Origin of the sequence: Streptomyces venezuelae (assembly GCF_008642275.1) — a bacterium.
GTDB lineage: Bacteria > Actinomycetota > Actinomycetes > Streptomycetales > Streptomycetaceae > Streptomyces > Streptomyces venezuelae_E.
The window spans coordinates 5,333,622-5,356,812 of sequence record NZ_CP029189.1; the positions used below are offsets into that span (position 1 = coordinate 5,333,622).

General features: G+C 71.1%; 26 protein-coding genes and 1 pseudogene. 21 read left to right on the forward strand and 6 right to left on the reverse strand.

What is annotated here, in order from left to right; genetic code table 11:
* The first annotated feature begins 168 nt into the window (after positions 1-168).
* The 4 genes from leuC to DEJ51_RS23945 all read left to right on the forward strand — a co-directional run bounded on the left by leuC (position 169) and on the right by DEJ51_RS23945 (position 3,380).
* Entirely contained in the window at positions 169-1,593 is a 1,425-nt protein-coding gene (leuC, locus tag DEJ51_RS23930; RefSeq protein ID WP_150259666.1) for a 3-isopropylmalate dehydratase large subunit, read from the forward strand.
* Between the two features lie 3 nt (positions 1,594-1,596).
* Positions 1,597-2,190, forward strand: coding sequence for a 3-isopropylmalate dehydratase small subunit (gene leuD, locus DEJ51_RS23935; RefSeq protein ID WP_150259668.1), 594 nt, complete (start codon positions 1,597-1,599; stop codon positions 2,188-2,190).
* Between the two features lie 137 nt (positions 2,191-2,327).
* Positions 2,328-2,555, forward strand: coding sequence for a hypothetical protein (locus DEJ51_RS23940; RefSeq protein ID WP_030009267.1), 228 nt, complete (start codon positions 2,328-2,330; stop codon positions 2,553-2,555).
* A 144-nt stretch (positions 2,556-2,699) separates the two neighbouring features.
* Positions 2,700-3,380: an HU family DNA-binding protein gene (locus tag DEJ51_RS23945; protein ID WP_150259670.1), complete on the forward strand. Its 681-nt coding sequence runs from the start codon at positions 2,700-2,702 to the stop codon at positions 3,378-3,380.
* Positions 3,381-3,692: 312 nt separating this feature from the next.
* Here DEJ51_RS23945 and cofC read toward each other — a convergent pair.
* Positions 3,693-4,343, reverse strand: a pseudogene (gene cofC / locus DEJ51_RS23950) (2-phospho-L-lactate guanylyltransferase); the annotation flags it as partial.
* Between the two features lie 190 nt (positions 4,344-4,533).
* On the opposite strand from cofC, the gene DEJ51_RS23955 reads away from it, so the two are divergent.
* The 3 genes from DEJ51_RS23955 to DEJ51_RS23965 are packed head-to-tail and all read left to right on the forward strand — an operon-like array spanning position 4,534 to position 7,490.
* Positions 4,534-5,286, forward strand: a complete 753-nt coding sequence (locus tag DEJ51_RS23955) for a lysophospholipid acyltransferase family protein (RefSeq protein WP_150259674.1) — start codon at positions 4,534-4,536, stop codon at positions 5,284-5,286.
* Positions 5,283-6,293: an NAD(P)H-dependent glycerol-3-phosphate dehydrogenase gene (locus DEJ51_RS23960; RefSeq protein ID WP_150259676.1), complete on the forward strand. Its 1,011-nt coding sequence runs from the start codon at positions 5,283-5,285 to the stop codon at positions 6,291-6,293. Before DEJ51_RS23955 ends, DEJ51_RS23960 begins: the two co-directional genes overlap by 4 nt.
* A gap of 39 nt (positions 6,294-6,332) precedes the next feature.
* Positions 6,333-7,490, forward strand: a complete 1,158-nt coding sequence (locus DEJ51_RS23965; RefSeq protein WP_150259678.1) for a D-alanine--D-alanine ligase family protein — start codon at positions 6,333-6,335, stop codon at positions 7,488-7,490.
* A gap of 87 nt (positions 7,491-7,577) precedes the next feature.
* Here DEJ51_RS23965 and DEJ51_RS23970 read toward each other — a convergent pair whose 3' ends face one another.
* Both DEJ51_RS23970 and DEJ51_RS23975 read right to left on the reverse strand, forming a co-directional pair.
* Complete coding sequence (locus tag DEJ51_RS23970; protein ID WP_150262109.1) at positions 7,578-8,087, reverse strand: DUF3515 domain-containing protein; 510 nt, start codon at positions 8,085-8,087, stop codon at positions 7,578-7,580.
* A 23-nt stretch (positions 8,088-8,110) separates the two neighbouring features.
* Complete coding sequence (locus tag DEJ51_RS23975) at positions 8,111-8,344, reverse strand: Lrp/AsnC family transcriptional regulator (protein ID WP_030011290.1); 234 nt, start codon at positions 8,342-8,344, stop codon at positions 8,111-8,113.
* Between the two features lie 245 nt (positions 8,345-8,589).
* Here DEJ51_RS23975 and DEJ51_RS23980 point away from each other — a divergent pair, with 245 nt between their 5' ends.
* A complete protein-coding gene (locus DEJ51_RS23980) occupies positions 8,590-9,573 on the forward strand; it encodes a thiamine-phosphate kinase (protein WP_150259680.1) in 984 nt (327 codons plus the stop codon).
* A complete protein-coding gene (gene thiD / locus DEJ51_RS23985) occupies positions 9,570-10,370 on the forward strand; it encodes a bifunctional hydroxymethylpyrimidine kinase/phosphomethylpyrimidine kinase (RefSeq protein WP_150259682.1) in 801 nt (266 codons plus the stop codon). Before DEJ51_RS23980 ends, thiD begins: the two co-directional genes overlap by 4 nt.
* A gap of 124 nt (positions 10,371-10,494) precedes the next feature.
* On the opposite strand, the gene rpmB is transcribed toward thiD, so the two are convergent.
* Positions 10,495-10,680, reverse strand: coding sequence for a 50S ribosomal protein L28 (gene rpmB, locus DEJ51_RS23990; protein ID WP_007266795.1), 186 nt, complete (start codon positions 10,678-10,680; stop codon positions 10,495-10,497).
* A gap of 240 nt (positions 10,681-10,920) precedes the next feature.
* On the opposite strand from rpmB, the gene DEJ51_RS23995 reads away from it, so the two are divergent.
* The 9 genes from DEJ51_RS23995 to mutM all read left to right on the forward strand — a co-directional run bounded on the left by DEJ51_RS23995 (position 10,921) and on the right by mutM (position 19,964).
* The gene (locus DEJ51_RS23995; protein ID WP_150259684.1) at positions 10,921-12,594 is read left to right on the forward strand and encodes a DAK2 domain-containing protein; all 1,674 of its coding nucleotides are present in this window, start codon (positions 10,921-10,923) and stop codon (positions 12,592-12,594) included.
* A 26-nt stretch (positions 12,595-12,620) separates the two neighbouring features.
* Complete coding sequence (gene recG, locus DEJ51_RS24000; RefSeq protein WP_150259686.1) at positions 12,621-14,816, forward strand: ATP-dependent DNA helicase RecG; 2,196 nt, start codon at positions 12,621-12,623, stop codon at positions 14,814-14,816.
* A 73-nt stretch (positions 14,817-14,889) separates the two neighbouring features.
* Positions 14,890-15,468 carry a 16S rRNA (guanine(966)-N(2))-methyltransferase RsmD gene (gene rsmD, locus DEJ51_RS24005; protein WP_150259688.1) on the forward strand — a complete coding sequence of 193 codons (579 nt, stop codon included), beginning with the start codon at positions 14,890-14,892 and terminating at the stop codon, positions 15,466-15,468.
* 14 nt (positions 15,469-15,482) lie between these two features.
* Positions 15,483-15,962, forward strand: coding sequence for a pantetheine-phosphate adenylyltransferase (gene coaD / locus DEJ51_RS24010; protein ID WP_190621001.1), 480 nt, complete (start codon positions 15,483-15,485; stop codon positions 15,960-15,962).
* Positions 15,963-16,065: 103 nt separating this feature from the next.
* Entirely contained in the window at positions 16,066-17,160 is a 1,095-nt protein-coding gene (locus DEJ51_RS24015; RefSeq protein WP_150259691.1) for a cell division initiation protein, read from the forward strand.
* A gap of 82 nt (positions 17,161-17,242) precedes the next feature.
* Positions 17,243-17,950, forward strand: a complete 708-nt coding sequence (locus tag DEJ51_RS24020; RefSeq protein WP_150262110.1) for a YceD family protein — start codon at positions 17,243-17,245, stop codon at positions 17,948-17,950.
* Between the two features lie 2 nt (positions 17,951-17,952).
* Positions 17,953-18,126 (forward strand): 50S ribosomal protein L32, encoded by a 174-nt coding sequence (gene rpmF / locus DEJ51_RS24025; RefSeq protein ID WP_003965982.1) that lies wholly within the window; start codon positions 17,953-17,955, stop codon positions 18,124-18,126.
* A gap of 19 nt (positions 18,127-18,145) precedes the next feature.
* Positions 18,146-18,979 (forward strand): ribonuclease III, encoded by an 834-nt coding sequence (gene rnc, locus DEJ51_RS24030; RefSeq protein WP_150259693.1) that lies wholly within the window; start codon positions 18,146-18,148, stop codon positions 18,977-18,979.
* A gap of 115 nt (positions 18,980-19,094) precedes the next feature.
* On the forward strand, positions 19,095-19,964 hold the full coding sequence (mutM, locus tag DEJ51_RS24035) for a bifunctional DNA-formamidopyrimidine glycosylase/DNA-(apurinic or apyrimidinic site) lyase (protein ID WP_150259695.1): 870 nt from the start codon (positions 19,095-19,097) through the stop codon (positions 19,962-19,964).
* On the opposite strand, the gene DEJ51_RS24040 is transcribed toward mutM, so the two are convergent.
* The gene (locus tag DEJ51_RS24040) at positions 19,937-20,341 is read right to left on the reverse strand and encodes a winged helix-turn-helix transcriptional regulator (protein WP_150259697.1); all 405 of its coding nucleotides are present in this window, start codon (positions 20,339-20,341) and stop codon (positions 19,937-19,939) included. The two genes, mutM and DEJ51_RS24040, sit on opposite strands and share 28 nt — an antisense overlap.
* Positions 20,342-20,468: 127 nt before the next feature.
* Between DEJ51_RS24040 and DEJ51_RS24045 the strand changes: the two genes are divergently transcribed.
* On the forward strand, positions 20,469-21,080 hold the full coding sequence (locus tag DEJ51_RS24045) for a flavodoxin family protein (RefSeq protein WP_150259699.1): 612 nt from the start codon (positions 20,469-20,471) through the stop codon (positions 21,078-21,080).
* An 18-nt stretch (positions 21,081-21,098) separates the two neighbouring features.
* Here the strand turns inward: DEJ51_RS24045 and DEJ51_RS24050 are convergent, their stop codons facing one another.
* Complete coding sequence (locus tag DEJ51_RS24050) at positions 21,099-22,073, reverse strand: CAP domain-containing protein (RefSeq protein WP_150259701.1); 975 nt, start codon at positions 22,071-22,073, stop codon at positions 21,099-21,101.
* Between the two features lie 135 nt (positions 22,074-22,208).
* Here DEJ51_RS24050 and DEJ51_RS24055 point away from each other — a divergent pair, with 135 nt between their 5' ends.
* Both DEJ51_RS24055 and DEJ51_RS24060 read left to right on the forward strand, forming a co-directional pair.
* Complete coding sequence (locus tag DEJ51_RS24055; protein ID WP_150259703.1) at positions 22,209-22,490, forward strand: acylphosphatase; 282 nt, start codon at positions 22,209-22,211, stop codon at positions 22,488-22,490.
* Between the two features lie 348 nt (positions 22,491-22,838).
* Positions 22,839-23,057, forward strand: a complete 219-nt coding sequence (locus tag DEJ51_RS24060; RefSeq protein ID WP_030012524.1) for a hypothetical protein — start codon at positions 22,839-22,841, stop codon at positions 23,055-23,057.
* Positions 23,058-23,191 lie beyond the last annotated feature (134 nt).

Genomic DNA, 23,191 nt, shown 5'->3' on the forward strand with positions numbered 1-23,191 from the left:
CTCACACTGTGAAACGCAAGTTCAATTTTTCCAAGAACCAGCGAGTCTGTATGTGCGGGTCCACGAACCACTGGGTCCGAGCCGTCGTCCGGGACGTGGGGTACGGACGGCACGGCGCACGAGATCTCTATGAAGCGCCGGCACAACCGGCCGGCCGGAGGGAAAGCGATGGGTAGGACACTCGCGGAGAAGGTCTGGGACGACCATGTCGTCCGGCGCGCCGAAGGCGAGCCCGACCTCCTCTTCATCGATCTGCACCTGCTGCACGAGGTGACCAGCCCGCAGGCCTTCGAAGGACTGCGTCAGGCCGGCCGCAAGGTCCGACGCCTCGACCTCACCATCGCGACCGAGGACCACAACACCCCCACCATCGACATCGACAAGCCCATCGCCGACCCGGTCTCCCGGGCCCAGCTGGAGACGCTGCGGGCGAACTGCGCCGAGTTCGGTGTGCGCCTGCACTCGCTGGGCGACGTCGAGCAGGGCGTCGTCCACGTCGTGGGACCGCAGCTGGGTCTGACCCAGCCCGGCACCACCGTGGTCTGCGGCGACTCGCACACCTCCACGCACGGCGCCTTCGGTGCGCTGGCCTTCGGCATCGGCACCAGCCAGGTCGAGCACGTGCTGGCCACCCAGACGCTGCCGCTGGCCCGCCCGAAGACGATGGCGATCACCGTCACCGGCGCCCTGGCCGAGGGCGTCACCGCGAAGGACCTGATCCTGGCGATCATCGCGAGGATCGGCACCGGCGGCGGCCAGGGCTACATCCTGGAGTACCGCGGCGAGGCCATCGAGAAGCTGTCGATGGAAGCCCGCATGACCATCTGCAACATGTCGATCGAGGCCGGTGCCCGCGCGGGCATGATCGCCCCCGACCAGACCACCTTCGACTACCTGCAGGGCCGCGACCACGCCCCCGCGGGCAAGGACTGGGACGCGGCGGTCGAGTACTGGAAGACCCTGCGCACGGACGACGACGCGGTCTTCGACGCCGAGGTCGTCATCGACGGCGCCGCGCTGTCCCCCTTCGTCACCTGGGGCACCAACCCGGGCCAGGGCGCGCCGCTGTCGGCCGCGGTCCCCGACCCGGCTTCGTACGAGGACGCTTCGGAGCGCCTGGCCGCCGAAAAGGCCCTGGAGTACATGGGGTTGACCGCCGGACAGCCGCTGCGGGACATCAAGGTCGACACCGTCTTCGTAGGTTCCTGCACCAACGGCCGCATCGAGGACCTGCGTGCGGTCGCCGGCATCGTGGAGGGCCGCAAAGTCGCCGACGGAGTACGGATGCTGGTCGTCCCGGGCTCGGTCCGGGTCGCCCTGCAGGCCGTGGAAGAGGGCCTGGACAAGGTCTTCAAGGAGGCCGGCGCCGAGTGGCGGCACGCGGGCTGTTCGATGTGCCTGGGCATGAACCCCGACCAACTGGCGCCCGGTGAACGCTCCGCGTCCACCTCCAACCGCAACTTCGAGGGCCGACAGGGCAAGGGCGGGCGCACCCACCTGGTCTCCCCGCAGGTGGCCGCCGCCACCGCGGTGCTGGGCCATCTGGCCTCGCCCGCCGACCTGTCCGCCGCCGACGCGACCGCCGGAGTCTGAACCATGGAAGCCTTCACCACCCACACCGGCCGGGCCGTCCCGCTGCGCCGCAGCAACGTCGACACCGACCAGATCATCCCGGCCCACTGGCTGAAGAAGATCACCCGCGACGGGTTCGAGGACGGGCTCTTCGAGGCCTGGCGCAAGGACCCGGAGTTCGTCACGAACCGCCCGGAGCGCGCCGGCGCGACCGTCCTGGTCGCGGGCCCCGACTTCGGTACGGGTTCCTCGCGCGAGCACGCCGTCTGGGCCCTGCAGAACTTCGGCTTCAAGACGGTCATCTCCTCCCGCTTCGCCGACATCTTCCGCGGGAACTCCCTGAAGAACGGCCTGCTGACCGTCGTCCTGCCGCAGGAGACCGTCGAGCAGCTGTGGAAGCTGACGGAGGCCGACCCGACCGCCGAGATCACGGTCGACCTGGTCGACCGCCAGGTGCGAGCGGAAGGCGTCGTCGCGGAGTTCGAGCTCGACGACAACGCCCGCTGGCGTCTGCTGGAGGGCCTGGACGACATCTCGCTCACCCTTCAGAACGAAGCGGACATCGACGCGTACGAAAGCGCCCGACCCACCTTCAAGCCGCGCACGATTCAGGCCTGATTACAGCCTGATCAGCGCTTATTCACCCTTGGGTGATCACGTCGACAACACCGTGCCCCCCGCCCTCCGGCGGGGGGCACAGTCGTTTGTTGAGGCCCCGTGAGGCGACAACTCGCCCCAGATGGCACAATCTGTGCATGGAACGCGACAGTCAACTCGAGCTCTACGAACTCGTCGCGGACCGGCTGAAAGAAGCACACACACGGGTGCGCTCACTGCAAGTCCCGGAGGGCGTAAGGATGGCGCTGTCCCGGAAGCTGTTGGTCGTCACTGCCGCGGCGAAGCATGATCTCGCCGATGCGGCAAGGCGCCTGGACAGGTTGATGAAGGACCTCGACGAGGGTCGATTCCCTGAAGGCGACTGATGCGAAGGAACTCCGTAACGGCCTCCAGCGTTGCGGCACTAGGGTGATTAGCCCGTTTCGTGTTTGATTTGCGGTATATATCCGCCTAACGTGCGAAATAAGCTTGAACACATTCGTTCTGGCGAAGTCTCCGAAGGGGAAGACGTGAACAAGGCGCAGCTCGTAGAAGCGATTGCCGACAAGCTGGGCGGCCGCCAGCAGGCCGCGGACGCTGTCGACGCGGTACTGGACGCGATCGTCCGCGCTACCGTCGCGGGCGACCGGGTCTCGGTCACGGGCTTCGGCTCGTTCGAGAAGGTCGACCGTCCGGCCCGTTACGCCCGCAACCCGCAGACGGGTGAGCGCGTCCGGGTCAAGAAGACCTCCGTGCCCCGCTTCCGTGCCGGCCAGGGCTTCAAAGACCTGGTCAGCGGCACCAAGAAGCTCCCCAAGGGCGGCGAGGTGTCCGTGAAGAAGGCGCCCAAGGGCAGCCTCACGGGCGGAGCGTCCGCGACGGTGAAGAAGGCCGCCGCGAAGAAGGCCACCACTGCCAAGAAGGCCGCGGCAAAGACCACGGTCGCAAAGAAGGTCGTGGCGAAGAAGGCCACGGCGACCGCCAAGAAGGCGGCGGTGAAGAGCACCGCCACGGCGAAGAAGGCCACCGCGGCCGCCAAGAAGACCACCACCACGGCGAAGAAGGCCACGCCCGCCGCGAAGAAGACCACCGCCGCGGCGAAGAAGACCGCGCCGGCGGCCAAGAAGGTCACCGCAGCGACGAAGGCGCCCGCCAAGAAGACGGCGACGCGCAAGGCCACCGCGAAGAAGACCACCGCCCGCAAGAAGTAGGGGCACGCGTCACACAGGCCGGGCCGGCTTTCCCCGTGTGGGGGAGCCGGCCCGCGGTGCGTTCGGCGCGCCGGCGACGGGTCCCCGGCGCCTTCGGGCGTGCCTTCAGAAGGTCTGCAGCGTCACCAGGGTGATCCGCAGGCTCGCGCCCGCGCCGTCCGTCTCGATCCGGACCCGCTGCCCGGGCCGCAGCAGCCGCAGGCCGCCCGCGTCGAAGGCCGGGGCCTCGAAGGGCACCGGAGTGCCGTCGTCCAGCAGCACGCTGCCGCTGCGGGTCTGGGAGTCGTACGTGTACGCGGTCGCCTGCATACGGGCACTGTATCGGGCGGTGTGGCGCCCCACGCCGAGGGCGAGCGCGGTACGCAGATCCGCCGCCGTGTCCACGTCCCGGCGCACGCTGTCGACGTCCGGCAGGGCGATTTCCACCGCCCCCGAGGCGGAATGCCGGGCCCGTGACGGCCCGCCGAAGGAAGGTGCCAATTCCGCGTCCGGCGCGGCGGAAAGAAGTGTCGTCCCGATTCCGGCCGCATCGGCCAGAAATGCCCGTGGAAATACCGAAGCGTTTTCGAGCACGCGTTGCAATTCCAGGGGCCGCAGTGCCGGAAGATCGGCGTTCAGTGCCGCCAGCGCGGCGCCCGGCCGCCCCGACCGCACCGCCCGCGCCCCGTGGTCCAGGGCCGCGTTGAGCCCGGCCGCCGGGACGTCCGGGACGATCCGCGCCCCCAGCCGCGCCAGTTCCGCACCCGCCGCGGCGTCGTCCGTGACGACCACCACATCCGCGACCGCGGCGCAGGCCAGCGCCCCCGCGACGGTGTCCTGGGCGAAGGCCAGGGCGAGGCCCGGACGGGAGGCGCCCACCGACCGCGCGAGACGGCTCTTCGCCAACGCCAGAGGCTTCAGCGGGACCACCAGACTCCAGACGGCGTTCGTGACGGACCCCTTCCCTCCGGTGCGCTCCGGCACGTCCTTCGGCCATGGTCAGGTCACGGCCGGGTCATGTGTCGGCCCATTGTCGCCTCAGCCCGGGCAACCCGGGAGTCCGGCGGGGTGAGCGGGGCGTACGGTGTTCTCGACAGAGACCGGGCGTGGGGTGACACTTGTCCGGCCGACGAGGTGCCCAAGCCGCGCACCGGTCCTAGAGGAAGGTGTCCGAGTGTCCCGCCGCAGAATCGGCTTCTGGTACCGCCTGGCTGCGGTCATCGCAAAACCGCCGCTGGTAGTGCTCTTCAAGCGGGACTGGCAGGGAATGGAGCACATTCCGGCCGAGGGCGGCTTTATCACCGCCGTCAATCACAACTCGTATCTGGACCCGCTCTCGTACGCGCACTTCCAGTACAACACCGGCCGGGTGCCCCGGTTGCTCGCCAAGGCCGCCCTCTTCAAGGTCCCCGTCGTCGGGGCGATCCTGCGCGGCAGCGGACAGATCCCCGTCTACCGGGAGTCCACCAACGCCCTGGACGCGTTCCGGGCCGCCGTGGACGCCATCGAGCGGGGCGAATGCGTGGCCTTCTACCCGGAGGGCACCCTCACCCGCGACCCCGACATGTGGCCGATGGCCGGCAAGACCGGCGCCGCCCGCGTGGCCCTGATCACCAGGGCGCCCGTCATCCCCGTGGCCCAGTGGGGCGCGAACCTCGCGATGCCGCCCTACGCCAAGGAGAACAAGGTCCGGCTCTTCCCGCGCAAGACCCTCCAGGTGCTCGCCGGACCACCGGTGGAACTCTCCGCCTTCTACGACCGCGAACCCACCCCGGAGGTCCTGCGGGAGGCCACCGAGGTCATCATGGCGGCCATCACCGCGCTGCTGGAGGAGGTGCGCGGCGAGACCGCGCCCGAGCAGCCGTACGACCATCGCAACGCCAGGGCGCAGCAGCGGCGCAAGGCCGCAGGGGAGGGCAACAAGTGACACGTCCCGTGAAGGCGACCGTCTTCGGAACAGGCTCCTGGGGCACGGCCTTCGCCATCGTCCTCGCCGACGCCGGCTGCGAGGTGACGCTGTGGGGCCGCCGCCAGGAGGTGGTCGACGCCATCAACACCGGCCGGACCAACCCGGACTACTTCCCCGGCGTCGAACTCCCCGCGAACCTCCGGGCCACCACCGACCCGGCCGAGGCCGCGGCCGGCGCGGACTTCACCGTCCTCGCCATCCCGTCCCAGACCCTGCGCGAGAACCTCGCCGCGTGGACGCCCCTGCTGGCCCCCGACACGGTGCTCGTCTCCCTGATGAAGGGCATCGAACTCGGCAGCGCCAAGCGGATGAGCGAGGTCATCGAGGAGGTGGCCAAGGTCCCCGCCGAGCGCATCGCCGTGGTCACCGGCCCCAACCTGGCCGCCGAGATCGCCGCCCGCCAGCCCGCCGCCTCCGTCGTCGCCTGTGTGGACGAGAGCGTGGCCCAGCGCCTCCAGGCCGCCTGCCACACGCCGTATTTCCGCCCGTACACGAGCACCGACGTCACCGGCTGCGAGCTCGGCGGCGCCGTCAAGAACGTCATCGGCCTCGCCGTCGGCATCGCGGACGGCATGGGCCTGGGCGACAACACCAAGGGCTCGCTCATCACCCGCGGACTCGCCGAAGCGACCCGCCTCGGCGTGGCGCTGGGCGCCGACCCGCTCACCTTCTCCGGCCTCGCGGGCCTCGGCGACCTGGTCGCCACCTGCTCCTCGCCGCTCTCCCGGAACCACACCTTCGGCACCAACCTCGGCCGCGGGATGACCCTGGAGGAGACCATCGCGGTCACCAGGCAGACCGCCGAAGGGGTCAAGTCCTGCCAGTCGGTGGCGGATCTGGCCCGCCGCCACGGGGTGGACATGCCGATCACCGACACGGTGGTGGACATCGTCCACCACGGCAAGCCGACCCTGGTCGCGCTCAAGGACCTGATGGGCCGCAGCGCCAAACCGGAACGTCGCTGACTCCATTCCGCACGTCTGAGCGGGTACTCTCATGCCGATATGAGCAGCGAGAACCTCCCCCAGACCCCTGAGCAGCAGGGCCGCAAGCCCCGCGTGGCCGTCGTGTTCGGCGGCCGCAGCTCGGAACACGCCATCTCGGTCGTCACGGCGGGCGCCGTGCTGCGCTCCATCGACCGCTCCAAGTACGAGGTGCTGCCCATCGGCATCACCACGGACGGCCGATGGGCGCTGACCGCCGACGAGCCCGAGCGGATGGCCATCGCCGACCGCAAGCTCCCGAGTGTCGAGGAGCTCGCCGACTCCGAGGACGGCGCCGTCGTGCTCTCGGTCGACCCGGCCAGCCGCCAGGTCGTCTACACCGAGCCGGGCGCCGTCCCCAAGGCCCTGGGCGAGGTCGACGTCGTCTTCCCCGTACTGCACGGCCCGTACGGCGAGGACGGCACCCTCCAGGGCCTCCTGGAGCTCTCCGGCATCCCGTACGTCGGTTCCGGTGTCCTCGCCTCGGCCGTCGGCCAGGACAAGGACTACATGAAGCGGGTGTTCACCTCCTTCGGGCTGAGCGTCGGCCCGTACGTGACCATCCGGCCCCGCGAGTGGGAGACCGACCGGGACGCCGCCACGGGCAGGATCCTGGACTTCGCCGCCGAACACGGCTGGCCGCTGTTCATCAAGCCCGCCCGGGCCGGCTCCTCCATCGGCATCACCAAGGTCGACGACGCCTCCGGCCTGGACGCCGCGGTCAAGGAAGCCCGGCGCCACGACCCGAAGATCATCGTGGAGGCGCTGCTGCGCGGCCGCGAGATCGAGTGCGGCGTCCTGGAGTTCGAGGACGGGCCGCGCGCGAGCGTCCCGGCCGAGATCCCGCCGGTGTCCAGCCACGACTTCTACGACTTCGAGGCGAAGTACATCGACTCCGCCTCCGGGATCGTGCCCGCCCCGCTCACCCCGGAGCAGACCGCCGAGGTGCAGCGCCTCGCGATCGAGGCCTTCGAGGCCGCGTCCTGCGAAGGGCTGGTGCGCGCCGACTTCTTCCTCACCGAGGACGGCAGCTTCGTCATCAACGAGATCAACACGATGCCGGGCTTCACCCCGATCTCCATGTACCCGCTGATGTGGCAGAAGACGGGCATCGAGTACCCGGAGCTGGTGGACAGCCTGATCCAGGCGGCCCTGCGCCGCTCCACCGGCCTGCGCTGACAGCCGCCCGGAAAACCGACCGCCCGCCGACCGCCTGCGAAGGCGGTCGGCGGGCGGCGGTCTGCCCGGTGCGCGGAGCCCGCGCCCTCAGTACGAGGAGATGCCCTCGGGCACGGTCGCGGTGATGGCCGTGGACAGCCCGACCAGCATCCCCGCGTCCGTGGCATGCTCCTTGTCGACCTGGACCTCGGTGTAGGCCAGCCGCATCCCGGTGGTGAACCGGAACCCCCCGCCGGAACCCTCGTCGAGCTTCTCCAGCAGCCAGGCCACTCCGTTCACGTGGACGCCCTCCTGCTTGGGATCGAGCATCTTGGGGGGTTTGGGGATACCGCACCGCAGTACGATCGCCGAACCACCCCACGCGGCGGTCAGATCGGACTCCGGTTCGGTCCTGGTCCGCGCCAGGCCTGCCACCGTCTCCGGGAGCTCCTTGTGCAGTGCCGCACAGAGTCCCGCGACGGAGGCGGGCGGCGTGGGCGGAGGGTCCACCCGGGCTTCGGATCCGCCCGGGGAGCACGCCGCGGCGGCCAGGACGGCCATCGAGGCGGGCAGGGCGAACAGGGCGCGGACACGCAGTGGCCGGTGGTGGAGGGACATCACCGGCCAAGAGTAGACGGGGGCTACAGATGGACCACCGGGCAGGTCAAGGTGCGGGTGATCCCCTCCACCTGCTGGACCTTGGCGACGACCATGCGTCCGAGGTCGTCCACGGTGTCGGCCTGGGCGCGCACGATCACGTCGTACGGGCCCGTCACGTCTTCGGCCTGGATCACCCCCGGGATCTGGCCGATGGACTCGGCGACGAACGACGCCTTGCCCACTTCGGTCTGGATAAGGATGTACGCCTGTACCACGGAACCTCCAGGGCGGCCACGAGGATCATTTCCCCTAACCTTCGGGTGGGCCCCACACGATTGAACGGGCCGGGGGAAGAAGGGACGCCACGGTACCGCGTCGCCGTGCGCCACGGGGAGACCCGGGGGCCCGGCGCCACGCACAGCGGGGCGTACGGAGAGCAGAAGTTGACGTATCTGTTGACGGTACCCAGAGCTGAGACGGCTCGCGACCGCAAGCGGACTGGGCAAGAAGGGGCACAGCGATGAAGGGCACTGTCGGCGAGCTGGGGGAGTTCGGGCTGATCAGGGAGCTCACCTCACGGCTCACCACCACCCCGGCGGTCCGGCTCGGACCGGGCGACGACGCCGCGGTGGTGTCCGCCCCCGACCGGCGGGTCGTGGCGAGCACCGACATCCTGCTGGAAGGCCGGCACTTCCGGCGCGACTGGTCCACGGCCTACGACGTCGGCCGCAAGGCCGCCGCGCAGAACCTCGCCGACATCGCCGCCATGGGCGCGGTGCCGACCGCGCTGCTCCTCGGCCTCGTCGTCCCCGCCGAACTCCCGGTCACCTGGCCCACGGAGCTCATGGACGGCATCCGCGACGAGTGCCAGGTCGCCGGCGCGGCCGTGGTCGGCGGCGACGTCGTCCGCGGCGACGTCATCACCGTCGCCATCACCGCCCTCGGCGACCTGCGCAACCACGAACCCGTCCTGCGCTCCGGCGCCCAGCCCGGGGACGTCGTCGCCGTCACCGGCTGGCTCGGCTGGTCCGCGGCCGGCTTCGCCGTGCTCTCGCGCGGCTTCCGCTCCCCGCGGGCCTTCGTCGAGGCACACCGGCGCCCCGAGCCGCCGTACCACGCGGGCCCCGCCGCCGCCGGACTCGGCGCCACCGCGATGACCGACGTCAGCGACGGCCTGATCGCCGACCTCGGGCACATCGCCGACGCCAGCAAGGTACGGATCGACCTGCGCTCGGCAGCCGTCGACATCCCGACCCAGATGCACGACATCGGGCAGGCCGTCGGCGTGGACCCGCTGCAGTGGGTCCTCACCGGCGGAGAGGACCACGCGATCGTGGCGACCTTCCCGCCCGACGTGAAGCTCCCCGCCCGCTGGAAGGTCATCGGCGAGGTGCTCAACCGCTCCGCGCTGCCCCAGGTGACCGTCGACGGCGCGCCCTGGACGAGCACCGGCGGCTGGGACCACTTCGGGGCCGACCCGGCCGCCCAGGACGGCACCCTGTGAGCACCGCCCCGCCGCTGTGCCTGACCGTTGCCGGATCCGACTCCGGCGGCGGCGCGGGCATCCAGGCCGACCTCAAGACCATGCTGGCGCTCGGGGTGCACGGCATGAGCGTGGTGACCGCCGTGACGGCACAGAACTCGCTCGGGGTACGGGGAGTCTGGGAACTGCCCGCCGAGGCCGTCACGGCCCAGTACCGGGCCGTCGTGGACGACATCGGGGTCCAGGCGGTGAAGACCGGGATGCTCTCCTCCGCCGCCCTCGTGGAGACGGTGGCCGCGCTGCTTGCGGACACCCGGGCCCCGGCCGTCGTGGACCCCGTCGGGGTCTCCAAGCACGGGGACGCGCTGCTCGCCGCCTCGGCGCTGGACGCCGTACGCAAGGAGCTGCTGCCGCGGGCCACGGTGGCCACCCCCAACCTGGACGAGGTGACCCAGCTCACTGGGGTCGTGGTGGAGACCGAGGACGACATGCGGCGGGCCGCCGACGCGATCCTCGGCCACGGGCCGCGATGGGCGCTGATCAAGGGCGGACACCTCGCGGCGCACGGCCACGAGGCGGTGGACCTGCTCACCGACGGCACCGAGGAGCGGTGGCTGCGCGCCCGGCGTCACGACAACCGGCACACCCACGGCACCGGCTGCACCCTCGCCAGCGCGATCGCGGCGGGCCTGGCCAGGGGACTGACCGTCCCGGAGGCCGTCACGGCGGCCAAGGAGTACGTCACGGGCGCCCTCGCCGCCGGCTTCGCGCTCGGCGGGGGCATCGGCCCGGTGGATCACGCCTGGCAGTGGCGCTGAACCCGCTGCGGCAGCCCGGCCGGCGATCCTCCAGCCGGGCGCCCGGGCAAGGCAAAAGGCCGGTTCACCAGAGGTGAACCGGCCTTTTTGGCAACCGGAAAGGGCTGCGCTACGACGGGAGGCGTCAGCGCGAGACCTTGCCGGCCTTGATGCACGAGGTGCAGGCGTTGAGGCGCTTCGGCGTCCCATTGACCACGGCACGGACGCGCTGGATGTTCGGGTTCCAGCGACGCGAGGTGCGGCGGTGCGAGTGGGAGATGTTGTTGCCGAAGCTCGGCCCCTTGGCGCAAACGTCGCAGTTGGCAGCCACAGGTCACTCCAAGACTTCAGATGCAATTACAGTGAAACCGGCTCACCGGATTCAGAGGTCTGAAGTGGTTTGCCGGGGGAATGGCCCGACTCTCGCCGGGCAACCGGAGCAGCATACAACGACTGCGTCCGTCCAAGAAAACTACCATGACCGCCGCCGCCCCCGCCCCGCGGTCCCGACGCCCGGGCGGTCCTTCGTTACCCTGCGGTGAACCCTGGCCCGCACAAGGAGGAACGCCCGGTGGCGCACGAGCCTCAGCCGCAGCCCCCCGACGAGCTCGACGCCGAAGCGGTGCGCACCTGGAGCTCGCTGGCCCTGGCCGCACTGGGCCGGGCCCGCGAGGACATCGACGCGATCAACGTCTACCCGGTCGCCGACGCCGACACCGGCACCAACCTCTACCTCACCGCGGAATCGGCCGACCGCTGCCTGGCCGGGGCCTTCCCCGAGGTGACCGACGGCACAGGGCGGACCTCCCTGGCCGAGGCCGTACGGGCCTGGGCGCACGGAGCCCTGGTGGGAGCACGCGGGAACTCCGGAACGATCCTGGCGCAGCTGCTGCGCGGAGTGGCCGACGTACTCGGCGACGAGGGCGCCGAGCGGGCGCGGCAGAGCGGACAGGGCGGCTCGGGCGGGCTGCTGGCGAGCGCGCTCACCCGGGCCGCGGAGGAGGCGTACGAGGCCGTCGCGCACCCGGTGGAGGGCACCATGCTCACCGTCGCCGGCGCCGCCGCCCGGGCCGGCGAGGCGGCCGGAGCCGCCGCCGGGACCGCGGCCGAGGTGGCCCGGGCCGCCTACGACGCGGCCCGCGCCGCCCTCGCCGAGACCCCCGGACAGCTCGCCGCCCTCGGCCGGGCCGGGGTGGTCGACGCCGGGGGCTGCGGACTGGTCGCCGTCTTCGGCGCCCTGTGGCAGACGCTGTCCGGCGAGGAGCCGGCCGCCGAACCGGTACGCGGCCGCGCGGTGCCCGTACCGCAGTCACCGGACCCCTGCGCGCAGGAGGAGGACGGGCCCGCGTACGAGGTGATCTACCTCTTGGAGGCCTCCGAGGCGGCCGTCGGCGAACTGCGCGAACGCCTCGACCGGCTCGGCGACTCACTGGTCGTGGTCGGCGGCGACGGACTGTGGAACGTCCACGTCCACGTCGACGACCCCGGCGCGGCCGTGGAGGCCGGAGTCGTGGCCGGACGGCCCTACCGGATACGGATCACCCACTTCGGGGACGAACGCCGCCGGGGGAGGGGCGAGCGCGCCCAGCGGGCCGTGGTCGCCGTCGTGCCCGGCGAGGGCCTGGCCGGGCTCTGCGGGGAGGCCGGGGCGACCACCGTGCTCGTGCGCCCCGGGGAGACGCCGGCCGCCGCCGAACTGCTGGACGCCGTACGCCGCGCGCACGCCCGCGAGGTGGTGCTGCTGCCGGGCGGCGCCGAACTGCGCGCCGCCGCGGCCGCGGCGGCCGAACAGGCCCGCGCCGAGGGCGTACGGGTGGCCGTCATCCCCACCCGTTCCGCGGTCCAGGGCCTCGCCGCCCTCGCCGTGCACGACCCGGAGGGCACCTTCGACGAGGACGTGGTCGCCATGACGGCGGCGGCCGGCGCCACCCGGTACGGGGAACTGGCCGTCGCCGAACGGCAGTCCTTCACCTCGGCCGGCATCTGCCAGGCCGGCGACGTGCTCGGCCTCATCGACGGGGACGTCGCGGTGATCGGCTCCGGCCTGGCCGAGACCGCCGAGGCCGTCCTGGACCGGATGCTGGGCTCCGGCGGCGAACTCGTCACGCTGGTCCTGGGGCCCGACGTCCCGGACGCCGTCGCCGAGCGCCTGGAGGCCCACGTCCAGGCCGGCCATCTCGCCGTGGACACCGTCACCTACCGCGGCGGCCGGTACTCGGCCCCGCTCCTGGTCGGGGTGGAATAGCGGGCTTGTCGGCGCCATGGTGTGCAATGGAACACGTGCCCGCGCTCGACGAAGACCTCAAGAAGACGCTCGGCCCCGCCACCGCCAAGGTGCTGGCCGAGCAGCTCGGCCTGCACACGGCCCTGGATCTGCTCCACCACTATCCCCGGCGGTACGCCGAGCGCGGTGAGCTGACCTCGCTCGCCGAGCTCGCCGACCAGATCGACGAGCACGTGACCGTCGTCGCGCAGGTCGCCGACGCCCGGATCCTGACCTTCAACGGGGGCCGCGGCAAGCGTCTGGAGGTGACCATCACCGACGGCAGCGGCCGCCTCCAGCTGGTCTTCTTCGGCGCCGGCGTCCACAAGCCGCACAAGGACCTGCTGCCCGGCAGCCGCGCGATGTTCGCCGGCAAGGTCTCCAAGTTCAACCACAGGCTCCAGCTCGCCCACCCGGCCTACGAGCCGCTCGGCGGCGACGCCTCCGACCGCGACGCGGCGACCGCCTTCGCCCACCAGCTCATCCCGATCTACCCGGCCTGCGCGAAGCTGGAGTCCTGGAAGATCGCCAAGTGCCTGGACGCGGTGCTGCCCAGCGCCCAGGAGGCCGTGGACCCGCTGCCGCCCGCCCTGCGCGAGGGCCGCGGCCTGGTCCCGCTCACCGAGGCCCTGCTGAAGATCCACCGCCCGGGCACCAAAGCCGACATCGAGGACGCCCGGCAGCGCCTGAAGTGGGACGAGGCCTTCGTCCTCCAGGTCGCCCTGGCCCGCCGCCGCCACGCGGACGCGCAGCTCCCGGCCGTCCCCCGCCGCCCGCTCCCCGGCGGCCTGCTCGACTCCTTCGACGCGAAACTGCCCTTCACCCTCACCCAGGGCCAGCAGACCGTCTCGAAGGAGATCTTCGACGACCTGGCCACCGAACATCCCATGCACCGCCTCCTCCAGGGCGAGGTCGGCTCGGGCAAGACCCTGGTCGCCCTGCGGGCCATGCTCGCCGTCGTGGACAGCGGCGGGCAGGCGGCCATGCTCGCGCCCACCGAGGTGCTCGCCCAGCAGCACCACCGCTCCGTCACCGAGATGATGGGCGAGCTGGCCGAGGGAGGCATGCTCGGCGGCTCCGACCAGGGCACCAAGGTGGTGCTGCTCACCGGGTCGATGGGGATGCCCGCACGCCGGCAGGCCCTGCTCGACCTCGTCACCGGCGAGGCCGGCATCGTGATCGGCACGCACGCGCTGATCGAGGACAAGGTGCAGTTCCACGACCTCGGCCTGGTCGTCGTGGACGAACAGCACCGCTTCGGGGTGGAGCAGCGCGACGCGCTGCGCTCCAAGGGCAAGCAGCCCCCGCACCTGCTGGTGATGACGGCGACCCCGATCCCGCGCACCGTCGCCATGACCGTCTTCGGCGACCTGGAGACCTCCGTCCTCGACCAGCTGCCGGCCGGGCGCTCCCCGATCGCGACGCATGTGGTGCCCTCGAAGGACAAACCGCACTTCCTCTCCCGCGCCTGGGAACGGGTCCGCGAGGAAGTGGAGAAGGGTCACCAGGCCTACGTGGTGTGTCCGCGCATCGGCGACGGCGAGGACGAGCCCAAGAAGAAGAAGGCGGCCGAGGAGGACGGGGACAGACGGCCCCCGCTGGCGGTCCTGGAGATCGCCGAGCAGCTGACGCGCGGCCCGCTCGCCGGTCTGTCGGTGGAGGTGCTGCACGGCCGGATGGACCCCGCCGACAAGGACGACGTCATGCGGCGCTTCGCCGCGGGCGAGGTGAAGGTGCTCGTCGCCACCACCGTCATCGAGGTCGGGGTGAACGTGCCGAATTCCACCGTCATGGTGATCATGGACGCGGACCGGTTCGGCGTCTCCCAGCTCCACCAGCTGCGCGGCCGCGTCGGCCGCGGCTCCGCACCCGGCCTGTGCCTGCTGGTCAGCGAGATGCACGAGGCCAGCCCCGCCCGGGCCCGCCTCGCCGCCGTCGCCGCCACCCTCGACGGCTTCGAGCTCTCCCGGATCGACCTCGAACAGCGCCGGGAAGGCGACGTCCTCGGCCAGGCCCAGTCCGGAGTCCGCTCCTCGCTGCGCATGCTCGCCGTCATCGAGGACGAGGAGGTCATCGCCCAGGCCCGGGAGGAGGCCACCCGCGTCGTCGCCGAGGACCCCGCGCTGGAACACCTGCCGGGCCTGAAGACCGCGCTGGACGCCCTGCTCGACACCGAACGCGAGCAGTACCTGGAGAAGGGCTGAGCGGTACGACCTATCGTTGGAGTGCCGCGGCAGCGCCGGGGCGCGCCCCTGACGTCGTACCGAAGGACCCCAGATGACCCGCGTGATCGCCGGCAGTGCCCGCGGGCGACGGCTGGCCGTGCCCCCCGGCACCGGCACCCGGCCGACCTCGGACCGGATGCGCGAAGGCCTCTTCTCCACCTGGGAGTCGCTGCACGGCGTGGAAGGGGCCCGGGTGCTCGACCTCTACGGCGGCTCCGGCGCCGTCGGCCTGGAGTCCCTCTCCCGGGGCGCCGCCCACACCCTGCTCGTGGAGGCGGACGCCAAGGCCGCCAAGGCGATCCGGGACAACATCCGCACGCTCGGCCTGCCGGGCGCGGAGTTCCGTGCGGGCAAGGCCGAGCAGATCGTGGCGGCCAGGGCCGCCGGGGACCCGTACGACGTCGTCTTCCTGGATCCGCCGTACGCCGTGGACAGCGCCGACCTGCGGGAGATCCTCCTCACACTCCGGTCCAACGGCTGGATCACGGACGATGCGCTCGTCACCGTGGAGCGCAGCACCCGGAGCGGTGCGTTCCCGTGGCCCGAGGGCTTCGAGCCGCTCCGGTCGCGCAAGTACGGCGAGGGCACCCTTTGGTACGGCCGCGCCGCTTTCACCAGCGAAGACTCATGAACGAGGGAGTTCAGTTGCGCCGCGCCGTCTGTCCGGGGTCCTTCGATCCCATCCACAACGGACACCTCGACATCATCGGACGCGCCTCCAGGCTGTACGACGTCGTCCACGTCGCCGTGATGATCAACAAGTCGAAGCAGGGCCTGTTCACCGTCGAGGAGCGGGTCGAGATGATCCGCGAGGCGACGGCCGACTACGGCAACATCCAGGTCGAGGCCTTCCACGGCCTGCTCGTCGACTACTGCAAGCAGCGGGACATCCCGGCCATCGTCAAGGGCCTGCGCGCGGTCAGCGACTTCGACTACGAGCTTCAGATGGCCCAGATGAACCTGGGCCTGTCGGGGGTCGAGACGCTGTTCGTCCCGACCATCCCCACCTACAGCTTCCTGTCCTCCTCGCTGGTCAAGGAGGTCGCGACGTGGGGCGGCGACGTCGCCCACCTGCTGCCGGAGCACGTCCACGCGGCGCTCCTGGAGCGGCTGCGCAACCGCTGACCGACTGACAGGGCGTCAGGCGGTGTCGGGGTCCCGCCCGGTGGCCTTACAGTCGTCCCGTCCGTCTCAGGAACCGCCCGAGGCCGAGAGAGTGCGAGCCCCCATGGACGTGCAGAAGAAGCTCGACGAGATCGTCGCGGCCGTCGGCGGCGCCCGGTCCATGCCCATGTCGGCCTCCTGCGTGATCAACCGCGCCGAGCTGCTCGAACAGCTCGAAGAGGTGCGCCAGGCACTGCCCGGCTCGCTCGCACAGGCCCAGGAGCTCATCGGCGGCCGCGAGCAGATGGTCGAGGAGGCCCGCCGGGAGGCGGAGCGGATCATCGACGCGGCCCACAACCAGCGCGGTTCGCTGATCTCCGACACCGAGATCGCGCGGCGCTCCCAGGCCGAGGCGGACCGGATCCTGGAGGAGGCCCGCCGGGAGGCCGAGGAGATCCGGGCCGAGGCCGACGACTACGTCGACAGCAAGCTCGCGAACTTCGAGGTCGTCCTGAGCAAGACCATCGGATCGGTGGACCGGGGCCGGGAGAAGCTCCTGGGCCGCGGCCCGGGTCTGGACGAGCACGGCTATCCCGACATGGACGCACCCGAGCGCAGCCACGACCCCGAGACGCAGCGGCAGCAGGCGGACGCCTACGTCGACACCAAGCTGGCGACGTTCGAGGCGGTGCTCTCCAAGACCCTGGAGGCCGTGGGCCGCGGCCGCCAGAAGCTCCTCGGCCGGGTTCCGACGGACGACCTGGGTGTGCACATGGCCGCCCAGGAGGCGGTGGGCGGCCAGCAGTCCCGTTCGGCGAGCGACTCGGACTTCCTGGCGGGCCTGGCGGAGCCGGAGGCGCTGCACGCGCAGGCGCCGGTCCCGGCGCAGGCGGAGCCCGTGTACGACTCCTACGGCTACCAGCAGCCGGCCGCCCGTCAGCAGGACGCGTACCCCGCGGCGGGCACCGGTTCCACCGGAGCCGACTACGCCGCGCCCTATGCGGACCCGTACGCGGGCTACCAGCAGCAGCCGGACCCGTACGCCACCGCGGGCGGAGCCGCCGGAGCGGGCTACGCCGGGCATTACGACGCCCAGCAGCCCGACCCCTACGCCGCGTACCAGCCGCAGGCCCAGCAGCCCTCGCTCGACGAGACCAGCCTCTTCGACACGAGCATGATCAACCTGGATCAGCTGCGCCAGTACGAACAGGGACGCTGAACCCGGATTGGGCTCAGAGCGAAGCGCCGGGTATCCTGGCTCTTCGGTCGCGCGTATGCGCCGCCATCTGTGCTGCCCGTACATGCGGAATAGAGCAGCATTCTTCGATCTTCAGCGATCTGTGAAAGCAGGAACGGCCCTGAACACCCGCCTCGACCACCGCAACCCCCTCGTGTTCGACACGCACGAGCTGGGTCGGCGTCCTGGTGCCATGCAGCGGCTGTCCCGCGAGATCGACGCACCGGCGGACCTCGGTCTCGCCGGCGTGATCGGGGTGCCGGAAGGCGCCCCGGTGAAGCTCAGCCTCCGCCTGGAGTCGGTCATGGAAGGGGTGCTTGTCACAGGCACCGTCCGTGCATCGGCGACGGGGGAGTGCGTAAGGTGTCTGGAGGCCGTCGAGCGTGAGCTCAAGGCGGACTTCCAGGAGATGTTCTCGTACCCTGACGCCGACGACCGGGGCCGCAGCAAAGCGGAGCCGGCCGACGACGCCGAGGACGACGAGGACACGCTCTTCCTCGAGGACGGTTTGTTCGACCTCGAACCCGTGCTGCGTGATGCGGTGGTGCTCGCACTGCCGATGCAGCCGGTGTGCCGGGAGGACTGTCTCGGACTGTGCCCCGATTGCGGGCTCAGCCTGAACGACGACCCGGACCACCACCATGACGCCGTCGACATCCGTTGGGCGGCATTGCAAGGACTCGTCGTGACCGATCAGGACGGCGAGAAGGACAACATGAGCGGCACTGCCTCTGACGGAGTTCAGGGCGCCGCCGAGAAGCAGGAGAAGTAGCCGTGGCTGTTCCGAAGCGGAAGATGTCGCGCAGCAACACGCGCCACCGCCGGTCGCAGTGGAAGGCTGCGGTCCCCACCCTGGTTTCGTGCGAGCGTTGCCAGGAGCCGAAGCTCCAGCACATTGCGTGCCCGAGCTGCGGCACCTACAACAAGCGCCAGGTCCTCGAGGTCTGAGCGGCTGGTGAGAGGCGCAATGTCTGAGCTGTCCAACGCTGAGAAGCAGGCAGACAGTAACAACGCGGCCTCGTCCCACACGCTTCTGGAAGGGCGGCTCGGGTATCAACTCGAGTCCGCCCTTCTGGTGCGTGCGCTGACCCACCGCTCGTACGCGTACGAGAACGGCGGTCTGCCCACCAACGAACGCCTGGAGTTCCTCGGGGACTCCGTGCTGGGCCTGGTGGTCACGGACACGCTGTACACGACCCACCCGGATCTCCCCGAAGGCCAGCTGGCCAAGCTTCGGGCCGCGGTGGTCAACTCGCGCGCACTGGCGGAGGTCGGACGCGGCCTCGAACTCGGCTCCTTCATCCGGCTCGGCCGGGGCGAAGAGGGCACGGGAGGCCGGGACAAGGCCTCCATCCTCGCCGACACCCTGGAAGCGGTGATCGGCGCGGTCTACCTCGATCAGGGCCTCGACGCGGCCTCGGAGCTGGTCCACCGGCTCTTCGACCCGCTCATCGAGAAGTCCTCGAACCTCGGGGCCGGCCTGGACTGGAAGACCAGTCTCCAGGAACTCACGGCGGCCGAAGGCCTTGGCGTGCCCGAGTACCTGGTCTCCGAGACCGGTCCGGACCACGAGAAGACCTTCACTGCTGCCGCTCGCGTCGGTGGTGTCTCGTACGGCACCGGCACCGGCCGCAGCAAGAAGGAAGCGGAACAGCAGGCTGCGGAATCCGCCTGGCGCGGGATCCGTGCCGCCGCGGACGAGCGGACCGCGGCGGCTGCCGCCACCGCCGGGGTTCCGGCTTCGGCCGGGACCGGGAACGGCGCGGTGGCGACGCCCGCCGACCCGGCGCCGGAAGCCTGACCCTTCCTTCGGGATGTACCCGCCCGCCCCTGCGACGCAGGGGCGGGCGGCTGCGTTTCCGGGCGGCCGGTACGCTCGCCGGGAGCGTCAGATCCACTCCCACCGGAGGTGCCCCGTGCCCGAGTTGCCCGAAGTCGAAGTCGTGCGGCGGGGACTGGAGCGCTGGGTGGCCGGACGGACCGTCGAGGCCGTCGAGGTCCTGCATCCGCGGGCCGTCCGGCGCCATCCGGGGGGCGGTGCCGACTTCGCGGCACGGCTGCGCGGGGAGACCGTCGGGGTGCCGCAGCGGCGCGGGAAGTACCTGTGGCTGCCGCTGGAGGGCAGGGACCTGTCCGTGCTGGGGCACCTCGGGATGAGCGGGCAGCTGCTCGTGCAGCCCACGGGCGCCCCCGACGAGAAGCACCTGCGGATCCGCGTGCGCTTCGCCGACGACGCCGGGACGGAGCTGCGCTTCGTGGACCAGCGGACCTTCGGCGGTCTCTCGCTGCACGAGGTCGCCGCCGGCAGCACCGAAGGACTGCCCGACGTGATCGCGCACATCGCGCGCGATCCCCTGGACCCGCTGTTCGACGAGGGCGCCTACCACCTCGCGCTGCGCGCCAAGCGGACCACCGTCAAGCGGGCGCTCCTGGACCAGTCCCTGATCAGCGGGGTCGGCAACATCTACGCGGACGAGGCGCTGTGGCGCGCCAGGCTGCACTACGAGCGCCCCACGGCGGGCCTCACGCGCCCGCGGAGCGCGGAGCTCCTCGGCCATGCCCGGGACGTCATGAACGCCGCCCTCGCGGTCGGCGGCACCAGCTTCGACAGCCTGTACGTCAACGTGAACGGGGAGTCGGGCTACTTCGACCGTGCGCTCGACGCCTACGGCCGCGAGGACGAACCCTGCCGGCGCTGCGGTACGCCGATACGGCGGCGGCCGTGGATGAACCGGTCGAGCTACTTCTGCCCGCGGTGTCAGAGGCCGCCGCGCGTGGCGTCGTAGGACTGCCGGGCACCGAGTACGGTCGGCATGTTCCCCTCCAGGCAGTGGATGAGCGCGAGCAGCCGGTCCGCGACCTCGACGCCGAGCGGGGTCAGTTCGTAGTCGACGCGGGGCGGGTTCGTGGGCTGCGCCTCGCGGTTGACTATGCCGTCGCGCTCCAGCGCGTGCAGGGTCTGCGAGAGCATCTTCTCGCTCACGCCCTCCACCCGGCGGCGCAGCTCGTTGAAGCGGCACGGTCCTTCGCGCAGGGCGCCCACGGTGAGGCTGCCCCAGCGGCCGGTGACGTGTTCGAGGGTTTCCCGGGACGGGCAGGCGCGCGCGAAGACGTCGAACGGTTGTTCCGTTCCGGTGGCGTCGGTACAGGCAGGGGTCTCCATGCGGACCAGCGTACCTCCGGGCAGCGCTAACCCGAGGGTTGCGCTTTCTAAAAGTTAGTGGTTCTCTTTCTCTCGTCGCACCACGCCCCGTGCCGCGACGAGAGTGTTCCCGAGGGAGAGATCAGCCTTGTCCGCAAACACGCACACCCCCGTCGTCTCGATCGCCTACCACTCCGGCTACGGCCACACCGCCGTCGTCGCCGAGGCCGTCCGCAGCGGCGCCGTGGACGCCGGAGCCACCGTGCACCTGATCAAGGTCGACGAGATCGACGACGCGCAGTGGGAGCTGCTCGACGCCTCCGACGCGATCGTCTTCGGCTCCCCGACGTACATGGGCACCGCCTCCGGCGCCTTCCACGTCTTCGCCGAGGCTTCCTCGAAGCGCTGGTTCGGCGACGCCTGGCAGGACAAGGTGGCCGCCGGCTTCACGAACTCCGCGTCCAAGAGCGGCGACAAGCTGCACACCCTGCAGTTCTTCCAGATCCTGGCCGCGCAGCACGGCATGAGCTGGATCAACCTGGGTCTGAAGCCGGGCTGGAACTCCAGCACCGCCTCCGAGAACGACCTCAACCGTCTCGGCTTCTTCGCCGGCGCCGCCGCCCAGTCCAACTCCGACGAGGGTGCGGACGCGGTCCACAAGGCCGACATCGCGACCGCCGAGCACCTCGGCCGCCGTGTCACCGAGCAGACCCGCATCGTCATCGCGGGCCGTGCGGCCCTGGCCGCCGCCGCGGTCTGAGCCCTCACGGGCCCCGTCTCAGAAGCCGAAGTCCTGGGTCCACCAGGGGCCGCCGGCCGCGACGTGGACGCCCACGCCCAGGGTGCGGAACTCGCAGTTCAGGATGTTCGCCTTGTGGTCCGGGCTGTTCATCCAGGCCTTCATCACGGCCTCGGCGTCACCCTGCCCGCGGGCTATGTTCTCGCCGCCGAGGCCCGAGATGCCGGCCTTGGCGGCGCGGTCCCAGGGGCTGTTGCCCTCGGGGTCCTCGTGGCCGAAGAAGCCGCGGGTGGCCATGTCCAGGCTGAAGGCCCCGGCCAGCGTCGCGAGCGGCGGATTGGCCCGGACCGGTCCGCACCCGGCCAGCGCGCGCTCCTGGTTCACGAGGTCGACGACGGCCGCCTCCTCGGCGGAGTGCCCGTCCAGGGGCGGGCGGGGTGCGGGCGTGGCCGACTTCGAGGGTGCCGGGGCCGGAGCCCGGGTCGTGGCGGGGGCCGGGGCGGTCGGCGTGACCGGTGCGGCCGCGGTGGTGCGTGAGGACTCCGGGGTCGGAGCCTCGGTGGACGGCGTCTTCGCGGCCGGGGTCTTGGCGGCCGGGGTCGGCGTGGCCGACGGGGAGGGGGAGGAGCTCGGCGGGGCCGACGCCGAGGGCGAGACGCCGGCGGAGCCGCTCGGGGAGGCGGACGCCGACGGGGAGGCCGGAGCCGGGGCCTTCGGGGACGCGCTGCCCGCCCCGGTGCCCGCGGAGGCGCGGCCGGACAGGTTCGCGAGGCCGTTCTGCTGCTGGAGCGCGGTGCCCGGGCCGGTCGAGGCCCCGGCCCCGGCCTCCGTGGTGGGGGCGTCCGTACCGCTGACGCCCACATAGGGGAAGGAGCCGCCGACCGGCACCATGCCGGTGGTGACGGCCGCGGTGCCGAGGGCGACGGCCACCGAGACGCCCAGCAGGCCGGTGCGCAGGGCGGTGCCGCGCTTGCCGCCGCCGTGCGGCGGGGCGGGGAGTCGGTGACGGCCCATCGGAGCGTGCCTTCCTTGCCGGGTCAAGATCATCCCTTACCCACCCAAATGGGTGAGTTCATTGGTGCGCGACTGTACGCCATGGGGCCTGGGGGCGATGTGTCCCGAAAGTGCCCGCCCGGTTAGCGTTCACGCATGAACGAAGACGTCCGTCTGATCGCCTGGGTGCGCGGTCGTGTGCAGGGAGTGGGCTTCCGCTGGTTCACCAGGGAGAACGCACTGGAGATCGGAGGGGTCGTCGGCTTCGCGCTCAACCTCGACGACGGGCGAGTGCAGGTGGTCGCCGAAGGTCAACGTGAGAATTGCCACCGGCTGCTCGACTGGCTGCGCTCTTCCGACACGCCCGGCCGGGTCGACGGAGTGACAGAGATCTGGGGCACACCGCGCGGTGGCTACGACGGTTTCGGGATGCGGTGACCGATCGACTGATCATGCACTCATCACATCTCCGGTCGTCCGCACCCGGTCGGAACTGCGCCTTCGTCGTCGACGCGTTGCCGACGGGGGCGATCCGTGGAAGGCTCGAAGATGAGGATGATCTCCACAGCCCTTGCGGGGACCGGGGTGCCCGCCGATACGGGGCGTGATCGTGTTGACCGTCAAACTTTTTGGTGAGACGCTGGAAGCCCCGCGCACCTGAGCTGTTTGGCAGTGTTGGCAGTAGCAAGCGCAGTGATTGTCAGTCGCTGCCGGACATCCGCGGGTGCGATTCCCTCACGACCCACACCGCTTCGGTCGGTCACTCAGTGTGGAGGACCATCCATCATGGCAAAGGCGCTTCTCGGTTACGTCGGCGGTTCCGACCCGCGACTCCTCGCCGAGATGCGACGGCTTCAGCAGCGCGTCCAGGACCTTGAGTCCGAGCTCGTACGGATTCAGTCCGAAAATGACGCGCTGAACGCGGCCGCCGCTCAGCACGACGGAGACTCGCTGCTCGGCAGCATCGACATCGACGTACCCCAGGCGGAGCCTGCGCTCACCTGACCCGCGCTTCACTCGTCGCTCGATTCCAGCCCCGCATGATCTGCAAGGGACGCTCCGGCGTCCCTTCTTTCTTTCCTCGCCGTCCTCGCCGGCCCCTCCCCCCGACCGCCGTGCCACGGACCGACCACAGGGCC